The sequence below is a fragment of the Streptomyces sp. Root431 genome (assembly GCF_001426585.1).
GTDB lineage: Bacteria > Actinomycetota > Actinomycetes > Streptomycetales > Streptomycetaceae > Streptomyces > Streptomyces stackebrandtii.
Window position 1 is genome coordinate 316,681 of the sequence record NZ_LMEI01000009.1, and the last position, 11,854, is coordinate 328,534.

Sequence of the window (11,854 nt, forward strand, 5' to 3'; positions counted from 1 at the left end):
GCGATGCAGTTCGGCCGTACCTATGAAGAGTTCGAAGTCGGTGCCGTCTACAAGCACTGGCCCGGAAAGACGGTCACCGAGTACGACGACCATCTCTTCTGTCTGCTCACGATGAACCACCATCCGCTGCACATGGATGTGAATTACGCCGAGAACACGACGGACTTCGGCAAGAACGTCGTCGTCGGCAATTACATCTACTCGCTGCTGCTCGGCATGTCCGTGCCGGACGTCTCCGGCAAGGCCATCGCCAACCTGGAGATCGAGTCGCTGCGGCACGTGGCGCCGACCTTCCACGGCGACACGATCTACGGCGAGACGACGGTCCTCGACAAGACCCCGTCGAGGTCGAAGAACGACCGCGGCATCGTCTACGTCGAGACCAAGGGCTACAAGCAGGACGGCACCCTCGTGTGCGTCTTCCGCCGCAAGGTCATGGTGCCCACCGAGACCTACATCAAGGAGCGCGGCGGCGAGCAGCCCGGCCGCCCCGAGCTGATCGAGCCCGCCAAGAAGACGGAGAAGTAGCCATGGCCCGACTCGCCCAGACCGCCGGGCTCACGGACGTCCAGCAGGAGATCCTCAAGACCGTCCGGGAGTTCGTCGACAAGGAGATCATCCCGGTCGCCACCGAGCTGGAGCACCGCGACGAGTACCCCCAGCAGATCGTCGACGGGCTCAAGGAGCTCGGCCTGTTCGGTCTGATGATCCCCGAGGAGTACGGGGGCCTGGGCGAGTCGCTGCTCACGTACGCGCTGTGCGTGGAGGAGATCGCCCGCGGCTGGATGTCGGTCTCCGGCATCATCAACACGCACTTCATCGTCGCGTACATGCTGAAGCAGCACGGCACGCAGGAGCAGAAGGACTACTTCCTTCCGCGGATGGCGGCCGGCGAGACGCGTGGCGCGTTCTCGATGTCGGAGCCGGGCCTCGGCTCGGACGTGTCGGCCATCACCTCGAAGGCGGTGAAGGACGGCGACGAGTACGTCCTCAACGGCCAGAAGATGTGGCTGACGAACGGCGGAACGTCAACGCTGGTCGCCGTTCTCGTCCGAAGTGACGAAGGACACCCGGAGGGCACCGCCCCCCACAAGTCGATGACGACCTTCCTCGTCGAGAAGGAGCCGGGCTTCGGAGAGGTCCGTCCGGGCCTCACCATTCCGGGCAAGATCGACAAGATGGGTTACAAGGGCGTCGACACGACCGAACTCATCATGGACGGACTGCGCATTCCGGCCAATCGGGTGCTCGGCGGCACCACGGGCCGAGGGTTTTACCAAATGATGGACGGCGTCGAGGTCGGCCGCGTCAACGTGGCGGCCCGTGGTTGCGGCGTCGCGCAGCGTGCTTTCGAACTGGGTGTCTCTTATGCCCAGCAACGTCACACTTTCGGCAAGGCGATCGCGGAACACCAGGCGATTCAGTTCAAGCTTGCCGAGATGGCTACCAAGGTCGAGGCTGCTCATGCCATGATGGTGAACGCAGCACGCAAAAAGGACTCCGGGGAACGAAACGACCTCGAAGCAGGGATGGCGAAGTACCTCGCCTCCGAATACTGCAAGGAGGTCGTGGAGGATGCCTTCCGCATTCACGGCGGCTACGGGTTCTCGAAGGAGTACGAGATCGAGCGTCTCTACCGCGAGGCGCCGATGCTGCTCATCGGTGAAGGTACCGCCGAGATCCAGAAAATGATCATTGGTCGTCGGCTGCTCGAGGAGTACCGATTCCAGGGTTGATTGTCGCGTTTGAGTCGGTTCGGCCGCGAAGAAGATCACACCCTGTGTTCGTCTTCCGGCCGTCGACTCGGTTCCTGGCTTGCCCAGTTGCGCCCCGCAACCGATAGCATCGCCGGAAAGCCGCCGTCCCCCGTTGCCAGTGCGGCATCATCCGCTACGAAGGTCATCCATGCCCCACAGCCAAACCTCTGCACACCGCGACAGCCTCTCCGGCGTACGCCTCGCGCGCGGAGCATCGCCGTGGCTTCTGCCGACCGTCGCCACCGCGGCGCTCAGCCTCTTGCGCGCGCGCAAGTCGAAGCGTGCCGCGGCCATCGCCGTGCCGACCACCGCTCTCGCGGCCGGCATGCTGTGGTTCTTCCGCGATCCCGAGCGAGAGATCGCTCAGGGCCGGGTCATCTCCCCCGCCGACGGTGTGGTGCAGAGCATCATGCCGTGGAAGGACGGGCGCACCCGGGTCGCCATCTTCATGAGCCCGCTGAACGTCCACGTCAACCGCGCGCCGCTGGCCGGCACGGTGACGTCCGTGGAGCACATCCCCGGCGGGTTCGTCCCGGCGTTCAACAAGGAGAGCGAGAACAACGAGCGCGTTGTCTGGCACTTCGACACCGAGCTCGGCGACATCGAGATGGTGCAGATCGCGGGTGCCGTCGCACGACGCATCGTGCCGTACATCCCGCAGGGGACGAAGGTCGAGCAGGGTGACCGGATCGGCCTGATCCGCTTCGGCTCGCGGGTCGACATCTACCTCCCGGAGGGTGTCGAGGTCGCCGTCGAGGTCGGCCAGGCCACGACCGCGGGGGTGACTCGCATTGACCGTGATTGATCCCGACACACGGGCTGCCGAATGGGCTGCCGACGCCGAGGCGGAGGCGGCCGAAGAGGCCGAGGAGATGCCGCTGTCGTTGAGGCTGTCCATAGCGGACGCCCTCACGCTCGGTAACGCCACGTGCGGCTTCATGGCGGTCTACTTCACGACGACCGGCATCCTGATCCCGCACCTCACCGGCAGCACCGAGACCGGCATGGCGCGCAACAGCGCCGCCACCGCGGTGATCCTGATGCTGTGCGCGGCGATCTTCGACCTCTTCGACGGCATCGTGGCGCGCAAGCTCCGCAGCTCGCCGATGGGCGCCGAGCTCGACAACCTCTCGGACCTGATCAGCTTCGGTCTGGCCCCGGCCTACTTCGTGCTCGTGTACGGCATGGTCGCGGTCCCGGACGGCGCTCAGCAGAAGGTCTCGGCGGTGGCCGCGGTCGCGGTGCTCCTCGCGGTCGTGCTGCGCCTGGCGAGATTCTCGTGCGTGACGATGAAGGACGGCATGTTCCAGGGCATGCCGAGCCCCTTCGGCGCGCTCACGGTCGTCTCGATCGTGCTGCTCGAGCTGCCGTTCGTCCCGACGCTCCTCGCGATCATCGGGGTGGCCTGGCTGATGGTGAGCCGGGTCGAGTACCCCAAGCCGCGGGGTGTCCTCGCGGTGGCGATGCTCGCCTGGATCGTGGGCGCGATGGGCATGCTGGCGGCCTGGGCGTTCGACGCCCCGGGCGGCGCCTTCCTGCTCCAGACCGGCTGCGCGCTCCAGGTGGTGATGGGCGCCGTGATCCCCCTCTTCGCGACGGCCCGCCGCGTGAACACGTTCCGCGGCAACCGCCGGGAGAACCGCGAGGCTCGCGCCGCGCAGCTGCGGTAGCGGATCGAGAAGTGGTACGTGAAGGGCCCCGGGAGGCGATGAGCCTCCCGGGGCCCTTTCGTGTGCCCGGAGCGCTTGTCAGTTGCCTTTGCGCCCGCGCTCAGCCGAGGCGCTTGTAGTACAGGGTCGTGGCGAGGAGCTTGCCGGCCGGGTCGGCGGCGAAGTCCGGAATCGTGCCCGCGGCCGTCCAGCCCGCTCCCCGGTAGAGGCGCTCGGCCGGGCTGCCGGTCTGGGTGTCCAGGACCAGCAGGCGGAGGCCGGTGGCGGCGGCGTGGGCCTCGGCGGTGGCGAGCAGCCGGCGGCCGAGGCCGCGGCCCCGGGCGGTGCCGCGCACGAGCAGCCGGGCGATCTCGCCGCGGTGGCGGCCGTTGTCCGTGCCCGTACGGACGAGGGTGACGACGCCGCTGAGGCTCCCGTCCGGGGCGTGGGCGGCCCAGACGTCCCGTACGCCCGCGGCGGCCTCCTCCGCGACGCCGGACCACCAGGCGGCCGCCCTGGCCGTCTCCAGGGGCGCCAGGAAGCCCACAGAGGCCCCGCCGCCGACGGCGTCCACGAGGAGCTCGGCGAGGCCGGCGGGGGCGTGGGTCCGTACGGCCTCGGGGGACAGCTTCTCGATGACGTCGAGCGGCTTCTCCAGGCAGAGGAGGTCCGGTCGCTTGTCCCAGGGGTCGACGGTCGCGAAGCCGAGGCTCCGGTAGAGGGCGAGCGGCTCCGCGCGCCAGGCCCAGACCGTGAGGCGTACGGCCGGTGCTCCCGCGGCGGCGGCCCGGTGCAGGGCCTCGGTCATGAGGGCCTTCGCGAGGCCCTTGCGCCGGGCCTCGGGCGCGACCCAGAGCCGCTTGATCTCGGGCGCGCGGCCCTCGCGGGGCGCCTTGAGGACGACGCAGCCCGACGGGGCGTCGTCCCCGGGCGCGGTGACGAGCAGAACGGTGTCGGCGGCGAAGGCGGCGGCCGGGTCCTCGGCCTCTCCCCGGTATACGGCCGGGAGCTCGGCGACCGTCTCGACGGCGGTGCCCTTCTCGGCCTGGTTGACCAGGTGGTAGGCGGCCAGCAGGTCACGGAGGCGTGGGTGGGAGCGGTTCTCCTCGATGCGTGCAGTCATGGGCCAGAGCTTCACACCGGCATGTTTCGGGCAGGTGAAGATCGTTTACGCTGGGGCCCATGCGCGTACTGGTCGCGGGTGCCACGGGCGCCGTGGGTCGTCATCTCGTTCCCCGCCTCGAAGCGGCGGGCCACGAGGTCGTGGGCATCTCCCGGCGCGGCCCGCGCCCCGTGGACGTCCTGGACGCCGGGGCGGTGCTCAGGGCGGTGGCCGAGGCCGCGCCGGACGCCGTGGTGCACCAGCTGACGGACCTGGGCTCGGCGGACGGCGCCGCGAACAACCGGGTGCGGATCGAGGGCACCCGGAACCTCGTGGACGCGGCGCGGGCGGCGGGCGTCGGCCGGATCGTCGCGCAGTCGATCTCCTGGGCGTACGCCCCCGGGGACGCGCCCGCCGACGAGTCCGTACCGCTCGACACGACGGAGGACCTGCCCCGCGCGCGGATCGTCGCGGGTGTCCGCGCCCTGGAGTCCACGGTGGCGGAGCTCCCGGAGGCCGTCGTCCTGCGGTACGGGATCCTCTACGGTCCCGGCACCTGGTACGCGCCCGGGGGCCCGGTGGCCGCCGCGCTCGCCGGGGCGCCGGGGGCCCGTTTCCTCGGGAGCACGGCGGCGGACGCCTCGGTGAGCTCCTTCGTGCACGTCGCCGATGCCGCGGAGGCGGCCGTACGGGCCCTGGCGTGGCCGGCGGGCGCGTACAACGTGGTGGACGACGAGCCCGCGGCCGGCCACGACTGGCTGCCGGTGCTGGCGGGGGCGCTGGGCGTCCCGGCCCCGGAGCGGAGTGCGGGCCGGACGCCCTGGGCCCGGGGCGCCGTGAACGCCCGGGCCCGCGCGCTGGGCTGGGCCCCGGCCCGCCCGTCCTGGCGGACGGGCTTCGCGGACCGGTGCGAGAGCGGCTACGGCGTGTAGGACTTCGCCGCGTCCGCGACGAACGGCTGCCGGACCGTGCGCATGCCGCCGGGGACCGACTTGTCCGGCTGGATGATGACGGACTCGCGGGAGGACGGCGCCTTCGGGTCGCCCAGGTCGTGGGTCATGCCGAAGCCGGCGTCGTGGGCCTTCATGGTCAGGAGCGCCTTGTCGACGCCCTCGCGGGTGAGGTCCTTGTCCGCGCAGGCCTTCTTCAGGGCCTCGCCGAAGACGCCGGCCGCGGTCCAGCCGGCGACGATGCCGTTGTCGAGGCTGTCGCCGGGGTAGGCGGCCTGGTAGTCGGCGACGAGCTTCTTCGCGGTCGGGGTGTCCGCGCCGATCGGCAGGCTCGGCGAGGCGAACCAGTACATCTTCTCCAGGGCGGGCCCGGCCTGGGTGCCGAGGAGCTGCGGCGCGAAGGCGGAGTTGTTGCCGACGACCGGGACCCTGAGTCCGGTGGCGGCGGCGACGCCGACGAGGGAGGCCGCCTGGCGGGGGCCGGCGCTGATGACGATGGCCTTGACCCCGGCCTGCTTGAGCGCCGAGACCTGCGCCGACATGTCGTTGTCGGTGGGCTTGATCTTCTGCTCGACGACGGTGAGACCGGCCTTCTCCGCGGCGTACTTCGAGCCCTTCAGCGCGTTCTCGCCGTAGTCGCCCTCGAAGTAGACGTGGCCGAGCTTGTCGCCGGACTTGAGGCCCTTCTCCTTGAGCAGGAAGTCGACGGCGTTGATCGTCTCGACGTCGTACGTGGCGCCGAGGACGCGGATGTACGGGGAGCCGAGCAGCGAGGCCGACCAGGCCTGGGGCAGGACGAGCCCCTTGTCCTTGCCGTCGACCTTGGGCTTGACGGCGGCGACGAACGGGGAGCCGATGAACTGGGTGTAGCCGACGACCTTCGGCTCCAGCTCGGTGTAGGCGGCGAGCGCCTTCTGCGGGTCGTAGCCGTGGTCGCGGACCGTGAGCTCCAGCTGCCGGCCACAGATCCCGCCGGCGGCGTTGACCTGCTTCACGTACAGCTGCTGGGCCTGGGTGACGCTCTTGCCGAGGGTCGCGTACACGCCGGTCATGTCGGTGAGGGCGCCCAGCGCGATCGTCTTGTCGGTGACTCCCGCGCCGGTCTTCACCCCGCCCGCGCCGGTCTGCTTGCCGTCGCCGGTCTTGGCCTTGGAGCTGCATCCGGCGGCGGTGAGGGCGACCAGTGCGGCGAGCGCGGCGGCCAGGCCCCGCACGGCCTGTCTGCGGTGGGTCATCGTGTCTCCCCAGAGGGTTCGGTGATGGTGGGTGTGGGGCTTTGGGGTGTGGGGCTCTTGGGTTTCCGGACGGCGAGGCGGGCCAGGCCGCCGGGCAGGAACAGCACCACCGCGACGACGGCGGCGCCGTAGAGGTAGCGCGAGGCCTCCCCCGGTGCGATGCCGCCCGTCCCGGGGGCGGAGACCAGGGGCAGTGCGTCGCTGTACCGGGTGAGGAGCTGCGGCAGGAGGGAGACGAAGACGCCTCCGGCCACCGCGCCGGCGACCGAGCCGAGACCGCCGATGACGATCATGGCCAGGTATTCGAGGGAGAGCGCCATGCCGAAGTACTCGGGCACGGTGCGCTGGAAGACCAGGGCCAGCAGGACGCCCGCCAGGCCCGCGTACATGGAGGAGAGGACGAAGACGGCGGCGCGGTAGCGGGCCACGGGGATGCCCATGACGCCGGCGGCGATCCGGTGGTCCCGGATGGCGTTCATCGCGCGTCCCGGACGGCCCCTGAGGACTCCCCTGGCGAAGAGCACGCCGCCGAGGAGGAGGACGAGACCGAGGTACCAGAGCTTCTCGACGGCGCCGAACGGCACCTGGGCGACGAGGAGTTCGGTGTCGTCGAAGGTGAGGCCGAAGAGGCTGAGCGGCGGGACGGCCCGGCCGTTGTAACCGCCGGTGAGGTCATGGGCGTTGAAGAGCACGTGCTGCCCGATGAAGATCAGCGCGAGGGTGGCGATGCCGAGGTACGCGCCGCGCAGCCGGCCCGCGATGGGGCTGAACACCCCGCCGGCCAGGCCCGCGAGGGCCACCGCGAGGACGGCGGSGAGCCAGCCGGGCAGGCCGAGACCGGCGAGTCCGTCCGTGCCGTCCCCGGCGAAGAGGCAGTAGCCGTACGCGCCGACGGCGAGGAAGAAGGCGTGTCCCATGGAGAGTTGGCCGGTGGCGCCGGTCAACAGGTTGATGCCGAGGGCGCCGAGGGCGGCGGCCATGGCGAACAGGCCGGCCTGGAGCCAGAAGCGGTCCAGATAGAACGGGAGGGCGACGAGGAGGAGTCCGGCGGCGGCCCACCCGTACACCCCGGTACGGATGCGGACGCCGCTCCGGGCGAGGGTCTCAGACACGGGCGAGCTCCTTCGTACCGAAGAGTCCGGCCGGGCGGATCAGGAGCACCGCGACCATGACGAGGTAGGGGGCGAGGTCGCCGATGCCCCGGCCGAGGAAGGCCAGGTCGCTCTGGTAGCCGGTGGCGAGGGACTCGGTGATGCCGACGAGGAGTCCGCCGACGAGGGCGCCCGTGGTGGAGTCGAGGCCCCCGAGGATGGCGGCGGGGAAGGCTTTGAGGGCGGCGAGCGAGGTGGCCCGTTCCAGTCCCGGGGTCGGGAAGACGGTGAGGAAGAGCGCGGCGACGGCGGCGAGGGCGCCGGCGACCGCCCAGGCCCCCAGCGAGACCCGGCCGAGCCGGATGCCCATGAGGGCGGCGGTCTCCTGGCTCTCGGCTGCGGCCCGCATGGCGACGCCCCAGGACGTGTACCGGAAGGCCAGCAGGAACGCGGTGATGAGGAGGGCCGCGACGAGCAGGGCCGCGATCCGGGTCTGGGCGATGGTCACCTGGCCGACGGTGAGGACCGCGTCTCCCCAGGGGTCGCCGAGGGACAGGATGTCGGTGCCGATCCGGCGGGTCAGCTCGGTGGCGAGCAGGATGTCGACGCCGATGGTGACGATCGCGAGGACGCTGTGGTCGGCGCCCCGGTGACGGCGCATCACGAAGAACTCGACGGCGGCACCGACCACGGCGGCGCCCGCGATCCCGGCGAGCAGCGCGGGCCAGAAGCCGATCTCGTCGTGGAGGACGGCGGTGACGTAGCCGCCGGCCAGGAGGAGGGAGGCGTGGGCGAAGTTGACGACCTCGGTGGCGCGGAAGATGACCACGAAGCCGAGGGCGATGAGGGCGTAGATCGAGCCCAGCGAGACGCCGTTGATCAGGAACTCGGCGAAGGTGCTCACGCGGCGGTCTCCTCTCCGAGGTAGGCGCGGACGACCGCCGGGTCGTTCTGGACGTCGCCGGGGGTTCCGTCGGCGATGCGGCGGCCGAAGTCGAGGACGGTGACGGAGTCGGCGAGCCGCATCACCAGGCCCATGTCGTGCTCGACGAGGAGGACCGAGATGCCGAGGCCGTCGCGGACGCCCGCGATGACCGAGGCCGTACGGCGCCGCTCGTCGGCGGTCATGCCGGCGACGGGCTCGTCGAGGAGCAGGAGCTTCGGCTCCATGCAGAGCGCGCGGGCCAGTTCGGCGAGCTTCTGCTGCCCGTACGGGAGGGCGCCGGCGGGCTGCGCGAGCTGCCGCTCCAAGCCGACGAAGGCGGCGATCTCCCGGACCCTGGCCCGGTGGCGGGCCTCCTCGCGGGCGGCGGAGGGGAGCCGGAGCCCGGCGGCGAGGAAGCCGGTGCGGGTGAGCCGGTGCCGGCCGAGCATGAGGCTGTCCTCGACGGTGGCGCGGGGCGGCAGGGCCAGGTTCTGGAAGATCCGGCCGACGCCGAGGTCCGCGATCCGGTGCGGGGGCAGGGCGGTCAGCTCGTGCGGGCCGAGGCGGACGGAGCCGGCCGTGGCCCGGTAGACGCCGGAGAGCACGTTGAAGCAGGTGGACTTGCCGGCGCCGTTGGGGCCGATGAGGGCGTGGACGGTGCCGGGCCGGACGGTGAAGCCGATGCCGTCGAGGGCGGTGAGTCCGGCGAACCGTACGGTCAGGTCCTCGACGACGAGGGCCTCCGGGGCACCCGTTGACGTGTCGGTCATCGGCTCTCCTCCCAGCGGGACAGGACCGGGTGCGCGGTCCGGGCGCGGTCCGCGTCGGCGGCGGCGTCCTCGTCGACCACGCCCAGGTAGCGGCGGCGCACCTCGTCGGAGGCGGCGAGTTCGGCGGCAGGACCGGAGAGGGTGACCTCGCCGACCTCCAGGACGTACGCGCGGGAGGCGAGCCGCAGCGCCAGCGCCGCGTTCTGCTCGACGAGGAGCACCGCCGTGCCCTGGGCGTTGATCTCGCGGACGGCGTCCGCGATCCGGGCGGCCATCAGCGGGGCGAGCCCGAGGGACGGCTCGTCGAGGAGGAGCAGGCCCGGCGCGGCCATCAGGGCGCGGCCGACGGCGAGCATCTGCTGTTCGCCGCCGGAGAGCAGCCCTGCCTGCTGACGGGCCCGGTCGGCGAGGACCGGGAAGAGCTCGTGGACCCGGCGCAGCGCGGCGGCCTTCGCGGCGCGGCCGCCGCGGCGGCCGAGGGCGCCCGCGCGCAGGTTGTCCTCGACCGTCATCCGGGCGAAGACCTGGCGGCCCTCGGGCACCTGGGAGACGCCGGCGGCGACGACCCGGTCGGGCGGGAGCCCGTCGAGCGGCCGGCCGTCGCGGCTCACCGTGCCGGAGACCACGGACCCGCCGTGGAACCGCAGGGTGCGCGAGACGGCCCGCAGCAGGGTCGACTTGCCGGCGCCGTTGCCGCCCAGGACGGTGACGACGGCGCCCGCCGGTACGGTCAGCGACACCTGGCGCAGCGCGCGCACCGGTCCGTATCCCGCCGTGAGGTCCTTGACCTCCAGGGCGGGTGCGGTTCCTCCCATGGTTCCCCTTCCCCGGCCGCCGTTGTTACTCGGCCGTTCAGTGGCGCTCACCCCAGCACCGCGCCGGACCGCGCGTCCACGTCCCGCCGCCGAATCGCTGCCGGTGACCAGCGGGGACGGCGATGGGCTGTGCATGCGCACAACGCTGCGCGTCAGGGGTGTGCCGGGAGGCCCGCGGCGGTGGATCCTCCGGGCATGGGACGGCGCAGACGGCGGACCGGCGACGACTGGAAGGTGCTCGCTCAGGCGTGCACGGCGCTTCTGGAGCGGGTGCCGGAGCTGGTGGACGAGCATCTGAGGGAGCTCCACGCGTACGAGCCCGCCTACGGGCGGATCCTGCCGTACGACCAGCATTGGCAGGAGGCACACGAGGCGATGCGGATCGGGATCGAGATGATCTCGGCGCCCCGGAACTCGCCCCGGCGGGATCTGGAGCAGGCGGAGTCGATGGGCCGCCGCCGGGCGGGTCAGGGGATGCCCCTGGAGCTGGTCGTGCACGCGTACCGGCATGCCGGGCACCTCGTGTGGGACGCGCTGATCGAGGGCGCCGGGGACGACACGGCGCAGCTGGCGGCGCTGATGCAGTCGGCGACGACGGTGTGGTCGGCGGTGGACGCGCAGGCGGACACGGCCTCGGAGGCGTACCGGTCGACGGAGGCGGAGCTGCGCCGCCGCACCGACGAGCAGCTCCAGGCGCTCCTGGACGCGCTGCTCCAGGGGCAGCGGTCGCCCGAGCTGGTGACGCGGGCGGCGGCGGGCCTGGACCTGCCCGAGCAGGGGCGGTACGCGGTGGTGGTGCTCCGCTACGACCGGCGGGAGGAGCGGGAGCCGTTCCACCGGCAGGTGCAGGGCGAGGGCGTGCGGTTCCTGTGGCGGATGGGCGCGGACTGCGAGATCGGGGTGGTGGCGCTGGCCGGGGAGACCGGTCTCGACGCGCTCTCGGAGCTCCTCGACGGACGCTGCCCGGGGCCAGGCGGGATCAGCCCGGTCGTGGTCGGTCTGACCGAGCTGGGCCGGGCGCGCCGCCTCGCGGAACTGGCCCTGCGGACGTGCCCGCCGGGCAGCCGGCAGATCGTGCGGCTCGACCGGCGGATGGCGGGCGCTCTGGTGGTGGGCCAGCCGGAGATGGCGAGCCTGCTGGTCTCGGACGTCCTGGGCGGTCTCCTCGAACTGGACCCGGCGGACCGGGCGGTCCTCCTGGAGACCCTGGACGTGTGGCTCGACTGCGAGGGCTCGGCGGGGCGGGCGGCAGGCCGCCTGTACTGCCACCGGAACACCGTCTTCAACCGCTTGCGGCGCCTGGAGCAGCTGACGTCCCGGTCGCTGTCACGGCCCCGGGACCTCACGGAGATGACGCTGGCTCTGGACGCGTTCCGGCTTACGGCGTCGGGCGGGACGGGCTGACGGGCTCGGGCGGTACCGGCCGACCCACCAGGGCGGGGGCATAGAGACCCGGACCATAAAGCCCGGCCCCGTGAAGCCCGGCGCCGCAAAGCCCGGCCCCGCATAGCCCGGCCCATGAAGGCGCAGGCAAAGAAGCGGCAGGCCCGCCGTACCCGA

The 11,854-nt window shown here is 71.9% G+C and carries 12 protein-coding genes; 6 read left to right on the plus strand and 6 right to left on the minus strand.

Annotation, left to right across the window (positions count from 1 at the left end; translation table 11 throughout):
* Nucleotides 1–3: 3 nt before the first annotated feature.
* The 4 genes from ASC82_RS14925 to pssA all read left to right on the plus strand — a co-directional run bounded on the left by ASC82_RS14925 (nt 4) and on the right by pssA (nt 3,427).
* Nucleotides 4–528, plus strand: coding sequence for a MaoC family dehydratase (locus ASC82_RS14925; protein ID WP_024759160.1), 525 nt, complete (start codon nt 4–6; stop codon nt 526–528).
* Between the two features lie 2 nt (nt 529–530).
* Complete coding sequence (locus ASC82_RS14930) at nt 531–1,736, plus strand: acyl-CoA dehydrogenase family protein (protein ID WP_055640580.1); 1,206 nt, start codon at nt 531–533, stop codon at nt 1,734–1,736.
* Between the two features lie 169 nt (nt 1,737–1,905).
* The gene (locus ASC82_RS14935; RefSeq protein ID WP_056647282.1) at nt 1,906–2,562 is read left to right on the plus strand and encodes a phosphatidylserine decarboxylase; all 657 of its coding nucleotides are present in this window, start codon (nt 1,906–1,908) and stop codon (nt 2,560–2,562) included.
* The gene (pssA, locus tag ASC82_RS14940) at nt 2,555–3,427 is read left to right on the plus strand and encodes a CDP-diacylglycerol--serine O-phosphatidyltransferase (protein ID WP_079039270.1); all 873 of its coding nucleotides are present in this window, start codon (nt 2,555–2,557) and stop codon (nt 3,425–3,427) included. Before ASC82_RS14935 ends, pssA begins: the two co-directional genes overlap by 8 nt.
* Before the next feature lie 100 nt (nt 3,428–3,527).
* On the opposite strand, the gene ASC82_RS31460 is transcribed toward pssA, so the two are convergent.
* Nucleotides 3,528–4,529: a GNAT family N-acetyltransferase gene (locus ASC82_RS31460; RefSeq protein ID WP_079039322.1), complete on the minus strand. Its 1,002-nt coding sequence runs from the start codon at nt 4,527–4,529 to the stop codon at nt 3,528–3,530.
* Nucleotides 4,530–4,588: 59 nt separating this feature from the next.
* Between ASC82_RS31460 and ASC82_RS14950 the strand changes: the two genes are divergently transcribed.
* On the plus strand, nt 4,589–5,440 hold the full coding sequence (locus ASC82_RS14950) for an NAD(P)-dependent oxidoreductase (RefSeq protein WP_056647288.1): 852 nt from the start codon (nt 4,589–4,591) through the stop codon (nt 5,438–5,440).
* On the opposite strand, the gene ASC82_RS14955 is transcribed toward ASC82_RS14950, so the two are convergent.
* From ASC82_RS14955 to ASC82_RS14975, 5 genes are read right to left on the minus strand one after another with little or no spacing between them, the layout of a single operon-like run.
* Nucleotides 5,428–6,693, minus strand: a complete 1,266-nt coding sequence (locus ASC82_RS14955; protein ID WP_056647291.1) for an ABC transporter substrate-binding protein — start codon at nt 6,691–6,693, stop codon at nt 5,428–5,430. The genes ASC82_RS14950 and ASC82_RS14955 overlap by 13 nt on opposite strands.
* Complete coding sequence (locus ASC82_RS14960) at nt 6,690–7,772, minus strand: branched-chain amino acid ABC transporter permease (RefSeq protein ID WP_242427686.1); 1,083 nt, start codon at nt 7,770–7,772, stop codon at nt 6,690–6,692. Before ASC82_RS14960 ends, ASC82_RS14955 begins: the two co-directional genes overlap by 4 nt.
* Before the next feature lie 25 nt (nt 7,773–7,797).
* Nucleotides 7,798–8,688, minus strand: a complete 891-nt coding sequence (locus ASC82_RS14965; RefSeq protein WP_056647298.1) for a branched-chain amino acid ABC transporter permease — start codon at nt 8,686–8,688, stop codon at nt 7,798–7,800.
* On the minus strand, nt 8,685–9,479 hold the full coding sequence (locus ASC82_RS14970) for an ABC transporter ATP-binding protein (RefSeq protein WP_056647301.1): 795 nt from the start codon (nt 9,477–9,479) through the stop codon (nt 8,685–8,687). Before ASC82_RS14970 ends, ASC82_RS14965 begins: the two co-directional genes overlap by 4 nt.
* Complete coding sequence (locus tag ASC82_RS14975; RefSeq protein ID WP_056647304.1) at nt 9,476–10,294, minus strand: ABC transporter ATP-binding protein; 819 nt, start codon at nt 10,292–10,294, stop codon at nt 9,476–9,478. The genes ASC82_RS14970 and ASC82_RS14975 overlap by 4 nt, the downstream gene beginning before the upstream one ends.
* 195 nt (nt 10,295–10,489) lie before the next feature.
* On the opposite strand from ASC82_RS14975, the gene ASC82_RS14980 reads away from it, so the two are divergent.
* A complete protein-coding gene (locus ASC82_RS14980; RefSeq protein WP_056647306.1) occupies nt 10,490–11,698 on the plus strand; it encodes a helix-turn-helix domain-containing protein in 1,209 nt (402 codons plus the stop codon).
* Nucleotides 11,699–11,854 lie beyond the last annotated feature (156 nt).